We start from the raw sequence: 19,147 nt of genomic DNA, 5'->3' as shown, positions 1-19,147 counted from the left end.
CGCGCTCGCCCGTGTCCGTGCACTGCGTGAAGATCTCCTCGAACTGATCCACCACGATCAGCGTGCCCTTGCTCAGGACCGCGGGATCGAACAGCCCGGCATGGGTGTGCGCAGGCCGCGGACCAGGAGTGAGGACGCGGATCGTGGACGTCCGGTGGCCACGGATCGCACCGTCCCGGATGCGGTGGAGCAGCCCCGCGCGCAGTAAGGAGGACTTGCCGCTGCCCGACGGTCCGACCAACACGACGAACTCGCTTCGGACGAACAGGTCGACCAGTTCGTCGACGAGACGGTCCCGCCCGAAGAAGCGATCGTGGTCCTCGACACCGAAGCGGGCCAGACCCAGATAGGGCGGATCTCCTTCTGCAGAGGCCGCGTTGGCCTCGTCCGCCTCCCGCGACGCGTGCTTCCAGCGCTCTGTCCACTCCTCGGGGTCGCCGTCACAGGCGCGGACGTAGGCGAGTACGACCGCGAGCGTCGGCAGTCGCACGCCGGCGGCAGCCTGTGCGAGCGTCGCGGCCGAGTAGTGTTCCCGGTCCGCCATCGCCCGGTAGGTGCGGCTCCCGGCCTTGTGGCGTAACTCCCTCAAGGCGCAGGCAAATTCGGCGACAGGTCCCTCGGCCGCGTCGAGCGGCCGCTCACGACGTCCCATGACTCCCCCTCATCACGGATGCCGTTCGACGCTACGAAGCCCGGCGGGCCCTCCACAAGGCGGCACACCGCCACCCGCATGCCGTCCCGCAATTGTCCGAAGTGGCGAAAGGGGCCTGCCGGACAATCCTCCGGCCGCGAAAGCTGAGGTCAGGAAGTCCGCGATCGAGGTCGCGGACGGAGCTGCCGGCCGTCGGCAGCCCCAGTCGAAGGAGGCAACACATCATGAGAAGTCATCGGTTGACCCTTGCCGCACTCGGAGCCGCGCTCGCAGTGGGGAGTGCCCTGAGCACCGGATCCGGCGCCATGGCGGCCACCCCTGCCGGCACCCAGGCAGCATGGGGCGGCTGCAGCATCGGGGACATCTGCGTCTACTCGGGCCTCAACGGCACCGGGTCGGTGTGCGCATGGGACGCGGATGACCCCGACTGGCTCGGCGGCGCCATCAGGTGCAGCTGGGCCGGGACGAAGAACGTCAAGTCGATCTGGAACCGTGGGACAGGAGGGGCAGGCGACTACCGGCACGTGGCGTTCTACAAGAAGGCCGACTACCAGGACTACTACGCCTGCGCCGCCCAGGGCTTCCAGGGCAACACCGGTCCGGACGCCGGAGTGCGGCTCAGGTCCCACAAGTGGGTCACCACCTGCCCTGCGTAGGTAGGCAGAGGCGGCGGGTGTCGTGCAGCGGTGGTACGGGGGCTGCTGCACGACAGCCGCGTCGCTGAGCGGCGCGGTGGTCAGGTGCGCCGGGCGGCTCGTGCCGCCGACCGGCGAGTTCGTCGTCGGCCGCATCGGGGGTGCCGCGGCGGCCTGCCCATGGGAAGCCGGCCGGGGCGCCTGTCCACCGGCGGGTCCGAGCGTCGCGTCGTCGGTCACCGCTGCCGCGTTCCCGTGGGACCGGAGCAGCACGGACCGCGACGACCTCAGCCGGAGGCCACCGGCAGGACGTCCGGCGAGAGCGCGCCGGCGCGGGCGGAGCCGCTCGTCATACGGCGCCGATGGTGGCGCCGGCACAGCACCTCGTAACCGGTCTCCGCGGCGGGACTGCTCACATCACCCACGACGACCTGCTCACCCTCCACCACCATCGCGCCGCCCACCGTCCGGGCGTTGTGGGTGGCGCGCGCGCCGCACCAGCACAGCGCCTCCACCTGAAGGGCCTCTATGCGGTCGGCGAGCTCGATCAGCCGCTGGGAGCCCGGGAAGAGCTTGGTGCGGAAGTCCGTGGTGATACCGAAGGCGAAGACGTCCAGGCCCAGGTCGTCGACGACGCGGGCCAACTGGTCGATCTGTTCCGGGGCGAGGAACTGCGCCTCGTCGACGATCACGTAGTCCACCCTGCCGCCCTGGGAGAGCTGATCGACGAGGTGCGCGTACAGGTCCATGCCCTCGGAGGCCTCGACCGCTTCCGTGACCAGGCCCAGCCGGGAGGAGAGCTTCCCCTCCCCCGCCCGGTCGTCTCGGGTGAAGATCACGCCCTGGAGCCCTCGCGCCGACCGGTTGTGTCCGATCTGGAGGGCCAGCGTGCTCTTTCCGCAGTCCATCGTTCCGGAGAAGAACACAAGCTCGGGCATGAGGGGTTGAGCACCTTTCGGGACGGGCGGGGAGGAGAGCGGGACGGGGCGGGAGGGTCTAGGTCCGTACTTCGAGGAGCGGGACGAGCTGCTCGACGGGGGTCATCGAGCCGTGCATGCCGACCATCGCGGACTCGTGCGGCTCGTTGACGGAGGCGGTGATCACCACGTCGTCGTGGGCCGCCGCGACCACGTCGCCGATCCTGCCGAGGACCCGCTCGTCGATCCGCGGGCCGAACCAGCCCGCCTCGACGGCCTCGTCACGGCTCGCCACCCAGAACTGCTCGCCGAGCACCTCGCGCCAGACGGTCAGCACATCGGCCTCGGCACCCGGCACGGCGTAGACATGGCGGGCACGGCCCTCGCCGCCCAGCAGGGCGACGCCGGCGCGCAGCTCCCAGTCCTCGTCGAAGTCGATCCTGGACTGTTCGTCGAACGGGATGTCGATCATGCCGTGGTCGGCGGTGATGTACAGCGCCGAGCGCGGCGGGAGCTGCTCGGCGAGGCGCCGGGCCAGCCCGTCGACGTACATCAGCTGCCCGCGCCAGGCGTCGGAGTCGACACCGAAGCGGTGTCCCTTGCCGTCGACCTCGCTGTAGTACGTGTAGACGAGGGACCGGTCCCCGGCCGCCAGCCGCTGGGCGGCGACGTCCATCCGCTCCTCACCGGTGAGCCGGCCGAGGAACGAGCCGCCGCTGAGCGCGACCTTGGTCAGCGGGGTCTGCTCGAAGGCGGGGGCGGAGACCTGGGCGGTACGCACTCCGGCGGCGTCGGCCAGCTGGAAGACGGTGGGGTACGGCTGCCAGACCTTCGGCGGTGTCCACGGCTTCCAGCGGAGCTGGTTCATCAGCTCGCCGGTCTCCGGATTGCGGGCCGTGTAGCCGGGCAGGCCGTGCTCGCCCGGCGGGAGCCCGGTGCCGACCGAGGCCAGCGAGGTGGCGGTGGTGGCCGGGAAACCCGCGGTGACGGGGCGGCCCGTGCCACCGCGTGAGGTGGGCAGGAGGGAGTACAGGAACGGTGCCTCGTCGGGGTGCGCCTTGATCTGCTCCCAGCCGAGACCGTCGATCAGGAAGACGCAGTTGCGGTCGGCGGGGGTGAGCTCGGGGATCGCCGCGGTGAATCCGGGGACGCCCTGTCCCGCGACGAGAGTGGGGAGCAGGTCCGCGAGCGAGCCGCTGCCGTACTCCGGTACGGGGGCGGTGTCGACTGGCAGCAGCACGGGGTCGTCCTGCCAGGCCGGGTGGGCCATCAGCGGCCGGCCGCCGCGGTCGCGGCCGTGGCCTCGGAGAGCGCCTGGGCGAACGCGAGCGTCTGGCGCACGGTGTCGGGGCCGTCGCCGGCCTCGCTGACCCGCAGGCTCAGGTCGTCGGCGGTGGAGCTGCCCGTGTAGCCGTGGTCGGCCTCGCAGTTGGGGTCGCCGCAGGCGGCGGGCTCCAGGTCGATCCGGGAGACGGCGCCCCAGCCGATGGTCAGGACGACCTCGCGGGGCAGCGTGCCGGGGACGTACTTCTCCGGGTTGGCCACGACCCGGCTGACCACGACCGAGGAGATCCGGTCGAGCTTGACGGACTCGGTGGACGTGGTGGCGTAGGGCGTCGGCGAGCTGGTGTCGGCGTTCTGCTCATCGGTGTGGCTGACGATGAAGCGGGTGTCCGTGAGCACCAGCACCGTGACGTGCCTGCGCACCTCGTTGGAGTCGAAGGTCGTCTCCTGGTGCACCAGGTACGAAGCGACCGGCTCACCGCCGACGGCGGCCTCCACCGCCTCGGCCACGAGGGCCGGGTAGTAGCCGCTGCGCTCGATCGCCGCGCGCAGCCCCTGGGTCGTCGTACCGGTCTTAGCCATACGCACCATCCTACGGGGGGCCGATGGCTGCCGGGGACGGTCCCGCCGTCGCTGCCGGACGGGGCCCGGGGCGGGGCGGGTCAGTAGTTGGACAGGCGCCGGGGGCCGAGGTCGGTGCGGGCCGGGGGCGGCGAGAGCCGGACGCTCGCTCCGAGGACGGTCAGTCCCTGGGTGGCGACCACGACCGGTTCCAGGGCGATCGAGACCACCTCGGGGTGGTCGTCGACCAGTCGCGAGACCCGCAGCAGCAGTTCCTCCAGCGCGGCGGTGTCCACGGGCGCCGAGCCGCGCCAGCCGAAGAGGACCGGGGCCGCCCGGATGGACCGGATCAGTTCGGCCGCGTCGCGGTCCGTGGCGGGGACCAGGCGGTGTGCGGTGTCTCCGAGGAGTTCGGAGGGGGCGCCCGCCAGGCCGAAGGAGAGGACGGCTCCGGCTGCCGGGTCGATGGTGGCCCGCACCACGGTGTCGACGCCGCGCGGGGCCATCGACTGCACGACGGGCCGGAGCTCGGCGGGTTTGCCGAGCAGGTCGGTCAGTTCGCCGTACGCGCGGCGCAGCGCCGGCTCGCCGTCGAGGTCCAGGCGGACCCCGCCGAGGTCGGCCCGGTGGCGCAGATGCGGTGCGGTGGTCTTGAGCGCCACGGGGTAGCCGAGCCGCGCCGCCGCGGCCACGGCCTCCTCGGGGCCGGGGGCCGGGAGGGTGGGGCGGACGGTGATGCCGTAGCAGGCCAGCAGTTCGCGGGCCTCGTCGTGTTCCAGGGGCCTGCCACGCGGATCGGGGTCCTGGCCGAGCAGGGTTTCGATGAGGGCGCCCGCGGCCGGTTCGTCGATGGTGTCGTCGAGGAACTCGGGCACCTTTCCGGGTACGGCGGCCTGGCGTCGCCACTGGGCGTACCGCACGGCTTCGGCGAGCGCCCGGACCGCGCGTTCGGCGGCGGGGTAGGCGGGGATCCGGCCCACCGGGCGGGGGGCGCCGGGTGCGGGGCCGTCGTCGCCGGCCGCCTTGTCGGGGGCGGGGGCGGGGCGGCCGGTGGCGGCACGGCCGGTGTCCGGTCGGCGTGGGGCCGCGGCGGCGGGGCGCCCTGGTACGCCGAGGGCGGGTGACGCCGTCGACGGGCGCTGCTGCGCCACCGTGCTGGTCGCGGCGGCCAGGGCCTCGGCGAGGCCGCCGATCTCCACATGGACCACGGCCACCGGCTTGGCGGGACCGGTGGCGGCCGCCGCGTGCAGGGCCGTGGCGAGGACCTCGCCGTCACCCGACTCCGCCTCGCCGTTCTCGCCGACCCACGGGATCGCCGTCACGACGACCGCGTCGCAGCCGTCGTCGGCCAGGGCCGCGGACAGCGCGTCCCGGAAGTCCTGCGGCGTGGCTGCCGTGGTGAGGTCGACGGGCGGGCGCGGGCGCAGCCCCTCCGCCAGGCAGGCGTCGTACGTGAGCAGCCCGAGGGACTCCGAGTTGCCGAGGATCGCGACCCGCCCGCCGGCCGGGAGGGGCTGGTCGGCGAGGAGCAGGCCCGCGTCGACCATCTCCGTCACCGTGTCGACGCGGATCACGCCCGCCTGCCGCATCAGCGCGGAGACCGTCGCGTCCGGGATCCGGCTGACGGGGACCGCGTGGCCGGGTGGCGTGGAGCCGCTGTGCCGGGCGCCCTTCACCACGACCACCGGCTTCACGGCCGCGGTCCGCCGGGCGAGGCGGGTGAACTTGCGGGGGTTGCCGAGCGACTCCAGGTACAGCAGGGCGACGTCGGTGTCCGGGTCCTCGTACCAGTACTGGAGGAAGTCGTTGCCGGAGATGTCGGCGCGGTTGCCGGCGGAGATGAACGTGGAGAGCCCCGCGCCGCGCCGGTAGAGCCCGGAGAGCAGAGCGATGCCGATCGCGCCGGACTGGGTGAACAGGCCGATGCGCCCGGAGGCGGGCCGCTCGGGCGCGAGGGAGGCGTTGAGCCGGACCGCCTCGGAGTTGTTGATGATGCCGAAGGCGTTCGGACCGATGATCCGCATGCCGTACGAGCGGGCCTGGCGCACCAGTTCGCGCTGGCGTTCGCGGCCCTCGGCCCCCCACTCGGCGTAGCCGGCGGACAGGACGACGAGCCCCTGGACGCCGTGTTCCCCGCAGTCCGCGACGGCTTCGGGCACCCGGTCGGCCGGAACGGCGACGACGGCCAGGTCGACCGGTTCACCGATCTCGCCGAGGGAGCGGTGGGCGGGCACACCGTCGATGGTGGCCTGGTCGGCGGCGAACGCGCTGTTCACGGCATAGGTGCGGCCGGTGAAGCCGGCACCGAGGAGGTTGCGCAGGACCGTTCGGCCGACGCCGCCCGGGGTGCGGCCCGCGCCGATGACGGCGACGGAGCCCGGGGCGAGCAGGCGCTGCACGGAGCGGGCCTCGGCGCGCTGTTCCCGGGCGCGCTGGACGGCGAGCGACTCGGCGGTCGGTTCGAGATCCAGGGTGAGGTGGACGGAGCCGTCCTCGAAGCTGCGCTGCTGGGTGTATCCGGCGTCCCGGAACACCTTGATCATTTTGTTGTTGGCGGGCAGTACCTCGGCGGCGAAGCGCCGGATGCCGCGTTCGCGGGCAACGGCCGCGATGTGTTCGAGCAGGGCCGATGCGACGCCTCGGCCCTGATGGGCGTCCTGGACGAGGAAGGCCACCTCGGCCTCGTCGGCCGGGGCCGATGCGGGCCTGCCCTGCGCGTTGATCCGGTCGTAGCGGACCGTGGCGATGAACTCGCCGCCCACCGTGACGGCCAGCCCCACCCGGTCGACGTAGTCGTGATGGGTGAAGCGGTGGACGTCCTTGGCGGAGAGACGGGGGTAGGGAGCGAAGAAGCGGTAGTACTTCGACTCGTCGGAGACCTGCTCGTAGAAGCTCACCAGCCGGTCGGCATCGTCCGTGGTGATGGGCCTGATGCGGGCGGTGCCGCCGTCGCGGAGCACCACGTCCGCCTCCCAGTGATCGGGGTAGGCGTGATGCGGACTCTGCTCCGGAGAGGGCTGCATGGGCAAAGCGTACGGCTCCGCCAGCGGTCGCGTGGGTGCCGGGGCCGGGGCAGTCTGAGGGGTGCCGGGTGACGGTGCGGCGCGGGTGGAAAGCGGTCCGCGGGTCGGCCGGAGCATCGCGCACTGCATGAGAGACTGGTCTAGACAACCATTGATTCGTGAAGGGCAGAACCATGGCTGAGCGCCGCGTCAACGTCGGTTGGGCCGAGGGCCTGCACGCCCGCCCCGCTTCCATCTTCGTCCGTGCCGCCACGGCTTCCGGCATCCCTGTGACCATCGCCAAGGCCGATGGCAACCCGGTGAACGCGGCCTCCATGCTCGCCGTGCTCGGGCTCGGCGCGCAGGGCGGCGAGGAGATCGTCCTGGCGTCCGAGGCCGACAACGCAGAAGCCGCCCTGGACCGCCTGTCCAAGCTGGTCGCCGAGGGGCTCGACGAGCTTCCGGAGACCGTCTGACCCCGACGGGTCACCACCGCGGGAATTCCTGCGACAGAGCCGCGACACCCTCGACCGGGTGCCGCGGCTCTTTTGTTCAGCTCTTTCGTTCAACTCGTTCGTCCGCCAAAAGGTGCGGGTCATCGAATGGTTCCGCCGAGGCGAATTCGGGCAGCAGAAAGAAAGTCCTCCGGAATCCCACTCTTTGTATACGGCGCAATTGTTAATGCCGGCCGCTCGGGGTGTTTACGGCATGTTGCGAAGTTCTCACCCGGCCGGTCCGGGCCGTGGCGGACTCCGGCCGGCCGGGGCGGCGCAGCCGGTACGCGGCGGCGGCCCGCTCGGCGTGCTGGGCGGTCAGCGCCCGCGCCCTCTCCGCGTCCCCGCGCGCCACGGCGTCCACGATGGCCCCGTGCTCGGCCCATGAATCGGCCGGACGGGCCGGGGACTCGATCGCGTACATCCAGGTGGTCTTGTGCCGCAGCTGGGTGAGCAGCGCGATCAGGCCGGGGCTGCCGGAGGCCTGCGCGAGCGTCTCGTGGAACCAGGCGCCAAGGGAGCGCAGGTCCTCGCCCTCACCCCGGCGGGCGCGCTCCTGACCGAGCCTGACCAGGCCGCGCAGCACCTTGAGGTGCGCGTCCGAGCGGCGGTGGGCGGCGCGGGCCGCGCCGAGCGGCTCCAGCAGCATGCGGACCTCCAGGAGGTCGGCAGCCTCCTGCTCGGTGGGCTCGGCCACGCAGGCTCCGGCGTGTCTGCGGGTGACCACGAATCCTTCGGACTCCAGGGTGCGCAGCGCTTCCCGAACCGGCACCCGGGAGACCCCGTAACGCCGTGCGAGTACCTCCTCGGTGAGTCGGCTGCCGCGTTCGAAGACACCCGAGACGATGTCTTCACGGATTGCCGTGCATACCGAATGCGCCGGAATGCGCATGTCCGAACCTCCGCCTTAATCCCCGCGAAACGCAGCCGATCGACACCTGTCCTGCGACTCTATTGCAATGCGGTCGCATTTCCGACGGCGGGTGGAAATTCATGAATATCTTTTGGTCACCGGGCCGTTCCGGCGCCACCGCTGCGGAAGGCCGGGACACACGGACACGACGAAGGCCCCGGCGTGGTGCCGGGGCCTTCACCGAGGGGTCGTCGGCCGGTCAGACGGAGACGCCGTGGGAGCGCAGGTAGGCGACCGGGTCCATGTCGGAGCCGTACGAGGGCGTGGTGCGGGCCTCGAAGTGCAGGTGCGGGCCGGTCGAGTTGCCGGTGGAGCCGGAGAGGCCGATCTGCTGGCCGGCACCGACGCTCTGGCCGACGGACACGCCGATCGAGGAGAGGTGGCCGTACTGGGTGTACGTGCCGTCCGTCATCCGCAGCACGATGTTGTTGCCGTACGCCCCGCCCCAGCCGGCCTCGACGACCGTGCCGGCGCCGACGGCGACGACGGAACTGCCGGAAGCGGCGTGGAAGTCGATGCCGGAGTGGCTGCCGGAGGACCACATGGAGCCGCTGGACTTGTAGCCGGTGCTCACGTACGAGCCGGCGACGGGGAGCTGGAAGGAGCCGAGCCGGGTGCGCTCGGCGGAACGGGCGGCACGGGCCGCACTCTCGCGGGCCTTCTCTGCCCGGGCGGCCTTCGCCTTCGCGGCGGCCTCGGCCTTCGCGGCAGCCTTGGCCTTGGCTTCGGTCTTCTTCTTGGCCTCGGCCTTCTTCTTCGCGGCGGCCTTCGCCTCGGCCTTCTTCTCGGCGACGTCGGCCTGGTGCTGCTGCGCGTCCGCCTGGGCGTCGATCTGCTCGGCGAGGACGTTCTCGATGGCGATGACCTGGGTGAGGCCGGTGTCGCCGACGGAGGGGGTCCCGGTGTCCGAGGCGAGGGCCGGGGAGGCCAGTCCTCCGATGACGCCGGTGGTGGCCAGGGTCGCGATGCCGACGGCCTTCGCGCCGGTGCGCGTCAGACGGCCCGGGGCACGATGCTTCCCGGTGGCACGGGTGAACGCCATGAAGTGGCTGGTCCTTTCCTTCCTTCTCGCCTACCGGGTTAGCTGACGGGTTCGGAGCAGGAAGGTCTCCTACGGATCCCCGGTCCCGTACGGGACACGGCCATCCGATTCACCCCAGGGACTGCGTGGGTCCCCGGCTCCCCAGGCTCGCGCCTGACGGGGACTCGGCGATGGCTGCCCGGTACGTCACGGATGCGGCATACGAGTGACGGACAGCGGAGCCGACGCTAAGCGGGGGCACTTCCCGTCACCAAACGGACAGGCCGTTTTGTAGCGCATCCCACAGGGCAGAAAGGCAACCAACCCCCCAAAAAGGGGCAAAACGGAAGGTCCCGGCGGAGATCGCTCCGCCGGGACCTTCACCACTGTTCTGTTTGCCCTGATACCGGGCGGGATGACCGTTGTGCTCAGCCGGTCACGATCGACACCTCGCCGATGCCGAGGGCCCGGACCGGGTCGGCGATCTGCGCGGCATCCCCGACGAGAACCGTGACCAGCCGGTCCTCCGGGAAGGCGTTGACCACGGCCGCCGTCGCCTCCACCGTCCCGGTGTCGGCCAGGCGTGCGTAGAGCTGCGCCTGGTAGTCGTCCGGGAGATGCTGCTCGACCTGGTCGGCGAGGGTGCCGGCGACGGAGGCCGCCATCTCGAACTTCAGCGGGGCGACACCCACGAGGTTCTGCACGGCCGTCTCGCGCTCGGCGTCCGTCAGCCCTTCGGCTGCCAGCGTCCGCAGGACCTTCCACAGGTCCTCCAGCGCCGGCCCGGTGGACTCCGTGTCCACGGAACCGCTGATGGCGAGCATCGCGGCGCCCGTGGCCCCGGAGGCGGAGTCCGGAGCCGTCGAGCGCAGCACCTGGGCGAAGGCCCGCACGCCGTAGGTGTAGCCCTTCTCCTCCCGCAGCACCCGGTCGAGCCGGGAGGTGAGCGTGCCACCGAGGCAGTAGGTGCCGAGCACCTGGGCCGCCCAGACGCTGTCGTGCCGGTCGGCGCCGATCCGGCCGATCAGCAGCTGGGTCTGCACCGCGCCGGGGCGGTCCACGATCACCACACGGCCCGTGTCGTCAGCGGTGATCGGCGGGACGGGGCGGGGCTCCGCGGTGTTGCCCGACCAGTCACCGAGGGTGTCGGCGAGCAGCGCGTCCAGGTCGATGCCCGTGAGGTCGCCCACGACCACGGCGGTCGCGGTGGACGGGCGGATGTGGGCGTCGTAGAAGGCGCGCACGGCCGCGGAGTCGATCCGGGCCACGGTCTCCTCGGTGCCCTGGCGCGGGCGCGACATGCGTGCCGTGGCCGGGAACAGCTCCTTGGAGAGCTGCTTGGCGGCACGCCGGGCCGGGTTGGCCTGCTCGTGCGGGATCTCGTCCAGCCGGTTGCCCACGAGTCGCTCGATCTCGCTGTCGGCGAAGGCCGGAGCCCGCAGCGCCTCGGCAACGAGGCCGAGCGCCTTGGCCAGCCGGGAGGCCGGAACCTCCAGGGAGACCCGGACGCCGGGATGGTCGGCGTGGGCGTCCAGCGTGGCGCCGCACCGCTCCAGCTCGGCGGCGAACTCCTCGGCGCTCTGCTTGTCGGTGCCCTCGGACAGCGCGCGGGACATGATCGTGGCGACCCCGTCCAGCCCTTCGGGCTCGGCGTCCAGGGGGGCGTCGAGGAAGATCTCGACGGCGACGACCTGCTGGCCGGGGCGGTGGCAGCGCAGCACCGTGACGCCGTTGGGCAGCGAGCCGCGCTCGGGCGCGGGGAAGGCCCAGGGCCTGGCCACGCCGGGGGCGGGCTGCGGGTGGTACTCCATCGAAACTCCAGTCGCGGCAGCGTCGGTCACTTGTCCGCCCCTTCGTGCGCGTCGGTGTCGGTGGCGGCATCCGCCTCTTCGGCGGCCTCGGCGGCCTCGGCGGGCTCGATCGGCTCGTACACCAGCACCGCCCGGTTGTCCGGTCGCAGCTGGGCCCTGGCGGCCGCCTTGACCTCCTCGGCGGTCACGTCGAGCACCCGGTGCACGGCGGTCAGGGCGAGCTGCGGGTCACCGAACAGCACGGCGAACCGGCACAGTTCGTCGGCGCGGCCCGCGACCGTACCGAGGCGGTCCAGCCACTCGCGCTCCAACTGCGCCTGGGCGCGCTCCATCTCCTCGGGCGTGGGGCCCTCCTCGGCGAACCGGGCCAGCTCCTCGTCGACCGCGGTCTCGATCTGTGCCACCTCGACACCGCCGGACGTCTTGACGTCCAGCCAGCCGAGCGAGGGCGCGCCCGCCAGGCGCAGCAGCCCGAATCCGGCGGCGACGGCCGTCCGGTCCCGGCGCACCAGGCGGTTGTGCAGCCGGGACGACTCGCCGCCGCCCAGCACGGTCAGCGCGAGGTCCGCGGCGTCGCACTCACGGGTGCCGTCGTGGGGCAGCCGGTAGGCGGCCATCAGCGCTCGCGCCGGGACCTCCTCGCGGACCTCCTCGCGCAGCTGGCCACCGATGATCTCCGGCAGGGCGCCGTCGCGCGGCGGCTGCTTGCCGTCGTGCGAAGGGATGCTGCCGAAGTACTTCTCGATCCAGGCGAGCGTGCGCTCGGGGTCGATGTCGCCGACGACGGAGAGCACCGCGTTGTTGGGCGCGTAGTACGTACGGAAGAAGGTCCGCGCGTCCTCGAGCGTCGCCGCGTCCAGGTCGGCCATCGAGCCGATCGGGGTGTGGTGGTACGGGTGGCCCTCCGGGTAGGCGAGTGCCGTCAGCTTCTCGAAGGCGGTGCCGTAGGGGACGTTGTCGTAGCGCTGGCGGCGCTCGTTCTTGACGACGTCGCGCTGGTTCTCCATGGACTCGTCGTCGAGCGCGGCGAGCAGCGAGCCCATCCGGTCGGCCTCGAGCCACAGGGCCAGCTCCAGCTGGTGCGTCGGCATCGTCTCGAAGTAGTTGGTCCGCTCGAAGCTGGTGGTCCCGTTGAGGGAACCGCCGGCGCCCTGCACCAGTTCGAAGTGTCCGTTCCCCTTGACCTGGCCGGAGCCCTGGAACATCAGGTGCTCGAAGAGGTGAGCCAGACCGGTGCGTCCCTTGACCTCGTGGCGCGAACCGACGTCGTACCAGAGGCACACCGCGGCGACCGGGGTCAGATGGTCCTCTGAGAGCACCACGCGCAGGCCGTTGGCCAGACGGTGCTCGGTCGCTGTCAAGCCGCCGGAGCCGGCCTGGGCTGTGGCCGTGTGACCCATGGGCATGTACGTCCCTTCGATCGCGATACTGGTTTTACTGCGAGACCTGCCACTGTAAGCAAGCGCACCAGCACCTGGCGAAGTTCCCGTGCCGCGAAAGTTCGCGGGAAAGAGGGTTCCGAGCGCCTCGGGACGGGTGGAGAAGGCCCTTTGGGACGGGTCGAGGTCCGGGTTGTCAGTGGGGCGGTCCACAATGGTGCGCGTCAGAACCTGAGGTTGCCCGAACAGAATCCGTGAAGGAGTCGCAGCAGCGATGGCCCGCCGCAGCACGAAGACCCCGCCGCCGGTCGACTTCGAGGAGAAGATCCTCGACATCGACGTCGTCGACGAAATGCAGGGCTCCTTCCTCGAGTACGCGTACTCGGTGATCTACTCACGGGCCCTGCCCGACGCCCGTGACGGCCTGAAGCCCGTGCACCGCCGCATCGTGTACCAGATGAACGAGATGGGCCTGCGCCCTGACCGCGGCTTCGTGAAGTGCGCCCGGGTGGTCGGCGAGGTCATGGGTAAGTTGCACCCGCACGGCGACGCGTCGATCTACGACGCGCTGGTGCGGATGGCGCAGCCGTTCTCCATGCGGCTCCCCCTCGTCGACGGGCACGGGAACTTCGGCTCGCTCGGCAACGACGACCCGCCGGCCGCCATGCGGTACACCGAATGCCGGATGGCCGACGCGACGTCGTTGATGACGGAGTCGATCGACGAGGAGACCGTCTCCTTCCAGTCGAACTACGACGGCCAGGAGCAGGAACCGGTCGTCCTCCCGGCCGCCTATCCGAACCTCCTGGTCAACGGCACGACCGGGATCGCGGTCGGCATGGCGACCAACATGCCGCCGCACAACCTGGGCGAGGTCATCGCCGCCGCCCGCCATCTCATCAAGCATCCGGGTGCGGACCTGGAGACCCTGATGCGGTTCGTCCCCGGTCCCGACCTGCCGACCGGCGGCCGGATCGTGGGCCTGGGCGGCATCAAGGACGCCTACACCGCCGGCCGCGGATCGTTCAAGATCCGGTCCACGGTCACCGTGGAGAACGTCACGCCGCGCCGCAAGGGCCTGGTCGTCACCGAACTGCCCTTCACCGTCGGCCCGGAGAAGGTGATCGCCAAGATCAAGGACCTGGTCTCGGCGAAGAAGCTGCAGGGCATCGCCGACGTCAAGGACCTCACCGACCGCTCGCACGGACTGCGCCTGGTCATCGAGATCAAGAACGGCTTCGTCCCCGAGGCCGTGCTGGAGCAGCTCTACAAGCTGACGCCGATGGAGGAGTCCTTCGGTATCAACAACGTGGCACTGGTCGACGGACAGCCGCTCACGCTGGGCCTCAAGGAGCTGCTGGAGGTCTATCTCGACCACCGCTTCGACGTGGTGCGCCGGCGCAGCGAGTTCCGCCGGACCAAGCGCCGCAACCGGCTGCACCTGGTCGAGGGCCTCCTCGTCGCGCTGATCGACATCGACGAGGTCATCCGCCTCATCCGTTCCAGCGACAACTCGGCGCAGGCCAAGGAGCGGCTCATCGAGCACTTCTCCCTGAGCGAGATCCAGACCCAGTACATCCTGGACACCCCGCTGCGCCGGCTGACCCGGTTCGACCGGATCGAGCTGGAGAGCGAGCGCGACCGGCTCAACGCCGAGATCGCCGAGCTGACCGCGATCCTCGAATCGGACACCGAGCTGCGCAAGCTCGTCTCCACGGAACTGGCCTCGGTCGCGAAGAAGTTCGGCACCGACCGGCGCACGGTGCTGCTGGAGTCGGCCGGTTCGCAGGTCGCCTCGGTTCCGCTGGAGGTGGCGGACGACCCCTGCCGGGTGCTGCTGTCCTCGACCGGACTGCTGGCGCGTACGGCCAACGACGACCCGATCGTGTTCGCCGAGGACGCCAAGCGGGCCAAGCACGACGTGATCGTGTCGGCGGTGCCGGCCACGGCGCGCGGCGATGTCGGCGTGGTGACCTCCACCGGGCGGCTGTTGCGGCTCGCGGTGATCGACCTGCCGCAGCTGCCGGACACCCATGCGGCGCCCAACCTGTCGGGCGGGGCCATGGTCGGGGAGTTCCTCACGCTGGAGGCGGACGAGGAGGTCATCTGCCTCACCACGCTCGACGAGTCCTCACCGGGCCTGGCGATCGGCACCCTCCAGGGCGTCGTGAAGCGGGTGGTGCCCGACTACCCCGCCAACAAGGACGAGCTGGAGGTCATCACCCTCAAGGACGGTGACCGGATCGTCGGCGCGGCGGAACTGCGTACCGGTGAGGAGGACCTGGTCTTCATCACGTCGGACGCGCAACTGTTGCGCTACCCGGCGGCTCAGGTGCGCCCGCAGGGGCGTCCGGCCGGCGGTATGGCGGGCGTCAAGCTCACCGAGGGCGCGGTGGTGCTCTCGTTCGCCGCGGTGGATCCGGCGGTGGACGCGGTGGTGTTCACGGTCGCGGGTTCGCACGGCACGCTGGACGATTCGGTGCTGACGTGCAAGCTCACGCCGTTCGACCAGTATCCGCGCAAGGGCCGGGCCACCGGCGGCGTGCGCTGCCAGCGGTTCCTGAAGGGCGAGGACGTGCTGGTGTTCGCCTGGGCGGGTGCGACGCCGGCGCGGGCCGCGCAGAAGAACGGCACACCGGCCTCGCTGCCGGAGGTCGACCCGCGGCGCGACGGTTCGGGTACGCCGCTGGAGAGCCCGGTCGCGGTGATCGCCGGCCCCGTGTAGGCCGCGGGCCCGGCGGATCCGGCGCTACGCGTCGTCGCCGCCGGGCTGTTGCACGTATCGCAGGACGCCCCACATGGCTCGCTCGTGTGGGGCGTCCTGCGCCGTTTCCGGTGCCGGCTCCACCGAGCCCTCCCCCGAGGGCTCTCCTGATGGCGTTCCGGATGGCTTTCCTGATGTGCGACAGCCCTCCAGTTCCTTGAGGAGTGCCTGGGCGTCGATGCCGGAACCGATCAGGACGAGCCGCGTCAGCCGCGGCTCACCGCGCGTCCAGGGCCTCGGCACGAACCGCAGGAACCGGCCGACGGCGTGCACTCCGTACGCGTGGTCCTCGTCGCCCGCGCCGAAGTCGACGTAGCCCTTGATCCGGTAGAGACCCGCGGGCCGCGAGTCGAGGAACTCCATCAGCCGACGGGGGTCCATCGGCACGTCGGAGGTGAAGTCGATGCTCTCGTACGCCGTGTGCAGATGCGCCCCGTGTTCCTCGCCGCTCTCCCGCGCCCGCTCCTCCAGGTACAGGTCCTCGAAGGTGAGCTGGCGCGCCTTCTCCTCGCCGTCGGGCCGCAGCGCAGGATCGAAGAGCAGTTCCGGGTCGATGCGTCCGTACGTGGCGGGGATGACGGCCGCCGTGCTGCCGGACGCCTCGACGGCTTCCCGGATATCCGCCCGCTCCTGCTCACCGGCCCGGTCCGTCTTGTTCAGTACGACGAGGTCGGCGACGGCGAGGTGCCGGTCGATCTCCGGGTGGCGCTCCCTGGTCGCCCCGAACTCGGCGGCGTCCACGACCTCGACCAGTCCCCCGTACACGATGTGCGGGTTGTCGCTGGCCAGGAGCATCCGTACGAGTTCCTGGGGTTCCGCGAGCCCGCTCGCCTCGATGACGATCACGTCGAGGCGGGCGGCGGGACGGGTCAGGGTCTCCAGGTAGGTGTCCAGTTCACTCGCGTCGACCGCGCAGCACAGACAGCCGCCGCCCAGCGAGACGGTGGAGCCGACCTGCCCGGAGACGGTCATGGCGTCGATCTCGATGGACCCGAAGTCGTTGACGATCACCCCGACGCGGTTTCCCGCACGATGGCGCAGGAGGTGGTTGAGCAGCGTCGTCTTGCCGGATCCCAGGAATCCCGCGAGGACGATGACGGGGATCTGCCGGCTGCGGGGCGGGGGCGACGCGTTCAACGGGGGCCTTCCTGCGGTGTCACACGGCCGGGACCGGCTGGGGCGGGGGCGGACCGGCATACCGGGCCGCCGGGCGGATGATCTTCGAGTCCTCCGCCTGCTCCAGGATATTGGCGCTCCAGCCGACGACCCGGGCCGCGCAGAAGGTCGGGGTGAACATCTCACGCGGCAGCCCGCACAGCTCCATGACCACTCCGGCGTAGAACTCCACGTTGGTGTGCAGCTCGCGCCCCGGCTTGAGCTCGGCGAGGATCGCCTCGACCTGCCGTTCCACTTCTACGGCGAAGTCCACGAGCGGGCCGCCGAAGCCCTGGGCGATGGACCTCAGCATGCGTGAACGGGGGTCCTCGGTGCGGTAGACCGGATGCCCGAAGCCCATGATCCGGTCACCGGCGAGCACCCGCTCACGGATCCAGCGGTCGATGCGGTCGGGGGTGGGGATGGCGTCCAGGGTGTCGAGGGCGCGGCTGGGGGCGCCGCCGTGCAGCGGCCCGGACAGAGCGCCGACGGCGGCCACCAGGCAGGCGGCGACGTCCGCTCCGGTGGAGGCCACGACGCGGCCGGTGAAGGTGGAGGCGTTGAAGCCGTGGTCGACGGTGGAGATCAGATACTGCTCGACGGCCCTGACCCGGTCGGCGTCCGGTACGGAACCGGTCAGCATGTAGAGGTAGTTGGCCGCGTGGGGCAGGTCGTCGCGGGGTTCCACCGGTTCGAGGCCCTGGCCCAGCCGGTGGAGGGCGGTGAGCACGGTGGGGACGGCGGCACAGGCGGTCAGCGCGTCGCTGCGGCGCCGGTCGGCGTCGATGTCGTACACGGGCCGGAAGCCCGCCGAGGCGCCGAGCAGGGAGAGTGCCGTGCGCAGCCCTGCGAGGGGGCCGGTGGCCACGCCCGCGCGGGCTATGGCGGGCAGGGCGTCGCGGACCTCGGCCGGCAGCCGGCGGAGCCCGGCGGTGCGGGCGGCGAAGTCGGCGCGGGCCGCCGGGCCGGGCAGCTCGCCCTCGGTCATCAGGTACCAGACGTCCTCGAAGCTGCGGGTCTGCGCCAGCTCGATCGCCGAGTACTGCCGGTAGTGGTAGAAGCCCTCGCGGCCCCGGACGTCACCGAGAGCGGTATCCGTGACGACGACCCCGGCGAGGCCCCGGGGCACGTCGAGCGATGTGGCGGTGGTGGTCGTCATTGCTTCCTCCATGGACATTCCGGCCCTGTTGACATTGATTCGACTGTCCATGCTTGACTGAAGATCTGTCAATGTTGATTGAATCAATATGGATACGGTGGACACCATGACGGATCAAGCAGATGCGGCCGGTTTCACCGAACGCTCGGCGCAGCGGCTCACCACGAGGGAGACGGCCGAGCGCCTGGGCGTGAAGCCCGAGACGGTGTACGCGTACGTGAGCCGGGGGCAGCTCAGCAGCAATCGCGCCCCGGGCGGGCGTGGCAGCACGTTCGACGCGGCGGAGGTCGACGCCCTGGCGCGGCGTACCGGCCGCAGGGAACCCACCGCGGCAGCCGGCGGTCTGTCCTTCCCCACCGGCATCACGCTCATCGCGGGCGACCGGTACTTCTTCCGGGGCGTGGACGCCACGGAGCTGGCCCGGCGTCATACGTACGAGGAGGTCGCGGAGTGGCTCTGGACCGGGGAGCTGCGGCCCGGCATGCGTTTCACGGCGCCGGACGAGACGCTCGCCGCGGCCCGCCGGGCGGTCGGCGCGCTGCCCGTGCACTGCGGCTCGACCGACCGGCTGCGGGTGGCGGTCGTCGCGGCGGCGGCGGCCGATCCGCTCCGTTTCGACCTCTCGCGCGAAGCGGTGCTCGGCGGTGCCCGGAGCCTGATCCCGACCCTGGCCGCCGCGCTGCCGGCCGTTATCGAGGAGGTGGCGGAGGAAGCCGTACCCTCCGGTCTCGCGCGTCAACTCTGGCCGAAACTCACCGGCCGCCCGGCCGACGAGGCGTCACTGGCCGTGCTGGACACCGCTCTGGGACTGCTGATCGACCACGATCTGGCCGCCTCAACCCTGGCGGCGCGGGTCGCCGCCTCCGCCCGTGCTCATCCGTACGCCGTGGTCTCGGCGGGGCTCGGGGTACTGGAGGGTCCTCTGCACGGAGCCGCGAGCGGGCTGGCACACCGCATGCTGACCGAGGTCCTGGAACGGGGCGGGGCGGCTCCGGTGGTCGCGGACCATCTGCGCAGCGGACGCCGGATTCCGGGACTCGGTCACCGCCTCTACGCCGGCGAGGACCCCCGGGCCCGCACGCTGTTCGCACTGCTCGCCGAGGTCCCACGGGCCGCGCCCGCCCTGGCTGCCGCCCGTGACGTCGTCGCCACCACCGCCCGGCACACACCCCTGCACGCCAACGTCGATCTGGCGCTCGCCGTCCTGTCCGTGTCCTCGGGCATGGCCGTGGAGGCGGGCGAGACCGTGTTCGCGATCTCCCGCACGGCGGGCTGGATCGCGCACGCCCTGGAGGAGTACGGGGAGCGTCCGCTGCGGATGCGCCCCAGCGGTCAGTACACCGGCCCCCGGCCGCCCCAGCCGCTCCCCATCGGCCAGGCATCCGCTTCGCAATAGACGA

At 71.5% G+C, this 19,147-nt stretch carries 14 protein-coding genes, 1 pseudogene and 1 riboswitch; of the genes and pseudogenes, 4 read left to right on the top strand and 11 right to left on the bottom strand.

Annotated elements, in window-relative coordinates; genetic code table 11:
• Positions 1-27: 27 nt before the first annotated feature.
• A pseudogene (locus tag OG446_RS29105) lies at positions 28-544 on the bottom strand (nSTAND1 domain-containing NTPase); the annotation flags it as partial.
• A gap of 332 nt (positions 545-876) precedes the next feature.
• Between OG446_RS29105 and OG446_RS29100 the strand changes: the two are divergent.
• Complete coding sequence (locus OG446_RS29100; RefSeq protein ID WP_328896785.1) at positions 877-1,308, top strand: peptidase inhibitor family I36 protein; 432 nt, start codon at positions 877-879, stop codon at positions 1,306-1,308.
• 266 nt (positions 1,309-1,574) lie between these two features.
• Here OG446_RS29100 and OG446_RS29095 read toward each other — a convergent pair whose 3' ends face one another.
• From OG446_RS29095 to OG446_RS29080, 4 genes are all read right to left on the bottom strand, one after another.
• Positions 1,575-2,225 (bottom strand): thymidine kinase, encoded by a 651-nt coding sequence (locus OG446_RS29095; RefSeq protein ID WP_328896784.1) that lies wholly within the window; start codon positions 2,223-2,225, stop codon positions 1,575-1,577.
• Between the two features lie 58 nt (positions 2,226-2,283).
• On the bottom strand, positions 2,284-3,474 hold the full coding sequence (locus tag OG446_RS29090) for an alkaline phosphatase family protein (protein ID WP_328896783.1): 1,191 nt from the start codon (positions 3,472-3,474) through the stop codon (positions 2,284-2,286).
• Positions 3,474-4,070 (bottom strand): DUF5998 family protein, encoded by a 597-nt coding sequence (locus OG446_RS29085; protein WP_136327834.1) that lies wholly within the window; start codon positions 4,068-4,070, stop codon positions 3,474-3,476. The genes OG446_RS29090 and OG446_RS29085 overlap by 1 nt, the downstream gene beginning before the upstream one ends.
• Before the next feature lie 80 nt (positions 4,071-4,150).
• Entirely contained in the window at positions 4,151-7,072 is a 2,922-nt protein-coding gene (locus OG446_RS29080; RefSeq protein ID WP_328896782.1) for a bifunctional acetate--CoA ligase family protein/GNAT family N-acetyltransferase, read from the bottom strand.
• Between the two features lie 173 nt (positions 7,073-7,245).
• Here OG446_RS29080 and OG446_RS29075 point away from each other — a divergent pair, with 173 nt between their 5' ends.
• On the top strand, positions 7,246-7,527 hold the full coding sequence (locus OG446_RS29075; protein ID WP_123462851.1) for an HPr family phosphocarrier protein: 282 nt from the start codon (positions 7,246-7,248) through the stop codon (positions 7,525-7,527).
• Between the two features lie 202 nt (positions 7,528-7,729).
• Here OG446_RS29075 and OG446_RS29070 read toward each other — a convergent pair whose 3' ends face one another.
• The 4 genes from OG446_RS29070 to OG446_RS29055 all read right to left on the bottom strand — a co-directional run bounded on the left by OG446_RS29070 (position 7,730) and on the right by OG446_RS29055 (position 12,696).
• Positions 7,730-8,437 carry a GntR family transcriptional regulator gene (locus tag OG446_RS29070; protein WP_328896781.1) on the bottom strand — a complete coding sequence of 236 codons (708 nt, stop codon included), beginning with the start codon at positions 8,435-8,437 and terminating at the stop codon, positions 7,730-7,732.
• Between the two features lie 220 nt (positions 8,438-8,657).
• Complete coding sequence (locus tag OG446_RS29065; RefSeq protein WP_328896780.1) at positions 8,658-9,500, bottom strand: M23 family metallopeptidase; 843 nt, start codon at positions 9,498-9,500, stop codon at positions 8,658-8,660.
• Between the two features lie 13 nt (positions 9,501-9,513).
• A riboswitch (cyclic di-AMP (ydaO/yuaA leader) is annotated at positions 9,514-9,680 on the bottom strand.
• A 227-nt stretch (positions 9,681-9,907) separates the two neighbouring features.
• Entirely contained in the window at positions 9,908-11,290 is a 1,383-nt protein-coding gene (locus OG446_RS29060; protein WP_328896779.1) for a M16 family metallopeptidase, read from the bottom strand.
• Positions 11,291-11,316: 26 nt separating this feature from the next.
• The gene (locus tag OG446_RS29055) at positions 11,317-12,696 is read right to left on the bottom strand and encodes a M16 family metallopeptidase (RefSeq protein WP_328896778.1); all 1,380 of its coding nucleotides are present in this window, start codon (positions 12,694-12,696) and stop codon (positions 11,317-11,319) included.
• Positions 12,697-12,943: 247 nt separating this feature from the next.
• On the opposite strand from OG446_RS29055, the gene OG446_RS29050 reads away from it, so the two are divergent.
• Positions 12,944-15,394 (top strand): DNA gyrase/topoisomerase IV subunit A, encoded by a 2,451-nt coding sequence (locus tag OG446_RS29050; protein WP_328896777.1) that lies wholly within the window; start codon positions 12,944-12,946, stop codon positions 15,392-15,394.
• Positions 15,395-15,418: 24 nt separating this feature from the next.
• Here OG446_RS29050 and OG446_RS29045 read toward each other — a convergent pair whose 3' ends face one another.
• On the bottom strand, positions 15,419-16,570 hold the full coding sequence (locus OG446_RS29045) for a CobW family GTP-binding protein (protein WP_328896776.1): 1,152 nt from the start codon (positions 16,568-16,570) through the stop codon (positions 15,419-15,421).
• Between the two features lie 19 nt (positions 16,571-16,589).
• Positions 16,590-17,747 (bottom strand): citrate synthase/methylcitrate synthase, encoded by a 1,158-nt coding sequence (locus tag OG446_RS29040; protein WP_328896775.1) that lies wholly within the window; start codon positions 17,745-17,747, stop codon positions 16,590-16,592.
• 106 nt (positions 17,748-17,853) lie between these two features.
• Between OG446_RS29040 and OG446_RS29035 the strand changes: the two genes are divergently transcribed.
• Positions 17,854-19,143 carry a citrate synthase gene (locus OG446_RS29035; protein ID WP_328896774.1) on the top strand — a complete coding sequence of 430 codons (1,290 nt, stop codon included), beginning with the start codon at positions 17,854-17,856 and terminating at the stop codon, positions 19,141-19,143.
• The last annotated feature ends 4 nt before the right edge of the window (positions 19,144-19,147 follow it).

It is taken from the genome of Streptomyces sp. NBC_00236 (genome assembly GCF_036195045.1).
In the GTDB taxonomy this organism is placed as follows: Bacteria; Actinomycetota; Actinomycetes; order Streptomycetales; family Streptomycetaceae; genus Streptomyces.
Note: the sequence above shows the minus strand (reverse complement) of the source record. Positions and strands in the feature narration are given on the sequence as shown.

Bases quoted from the DNA above. Each gene is read 5' to 3' on its own strand.
- OG446_RS29100 (WP_328896785.1), top strand. From the start codon at position 877: ATGAGAAGTCATCGGTTGACCCTTGCCGCACTCGGAGCCGCGCTCGCA.
- OG446_RS29095 (WP_328896784.1), bottom strand. From the start codon at position 2,225: ATGCCCGAGCTTGTGTTCTTCTCCGGAACGATGGACTGCGGAAAGAGC.
- OG446_RS29090 (WP_328896783.1), bottom strand. From the start codon at position 3,474: ATGGCCCACCCGGCCTGGCAGGACGACCCCGTGCTGCTGCCAGTCGAC.
- OG446_RS29085 (WP_136327834.1), bottom strand. From the start codon at position 4,070: ATGGCTAAGACCGGTACGACGACCCAGGGGCTGCGCGCGGCGATCGAG.
- OG446_RS29080 (WP_328896782.1), bottom strand. From the start codon at position 7,072: ATGCAGCCCTCTCCGGAGCAGAGTCCGCATCACGCCTACCCCGATCAC.
- OG446_RS29075 (WP_123462851.1), top strand. From the start codon at position 7,246: ATGGCTGAGCGCCGCGTCAACGTCGGTTGGGCCGAGGGCCTGCACGCC.
- OG446_RS29070 (WP_328896781.1), bottom strand. From the start codon at position 8,437: ATGCGCATTCCGGCGCATTCGGTATGCACGGCAATCCGTGAAGACATC.
- OG446_RS29065 (WP_328896780.1), bottom strand. From the start codon at position 9,500: ATGGCGTTCACCCGTGCCACCGGGAAGCATCGTGCCCCGGGCCGTCTG.
- OG446_RS29060 (WP_328896779.1), bottom strand. From the start codon at position 11,290: ATGGAGTACCACCCGCAGCCCGCCCCCGGCGTGGCCAGGCCCTGGGCC.
- OG446_RS29055 (WP_328896778.1), bottom strand. From the start codon at position 12,696: ATGCCCATGGGTCACACGGCCACAGCCCAGGCCGGCTCCGGCGGCTTG.
- OG446_RS29050 (WP_328896777.1), top strand. From the start codon at position 12,944: ATGGCCCGCCGCAGCACGAAGACCCCGCCGCCGGTCGACTTCGAGGAG.
- OG446_RS29040 (WP_328896775.1), bottom strand. From the start codon at position 17,747: ATGACGACCACCACCGCCACATCGCTCGACGTGCCCCGGGGCCTCGCC.
- OG446_RS29035 (WP_328896774.1), top strand. From the start codon at position 17,854: ATGACGGATCAAGCAGATGCGGCCGGTTTCACCGAACGCTCGGCGCAG.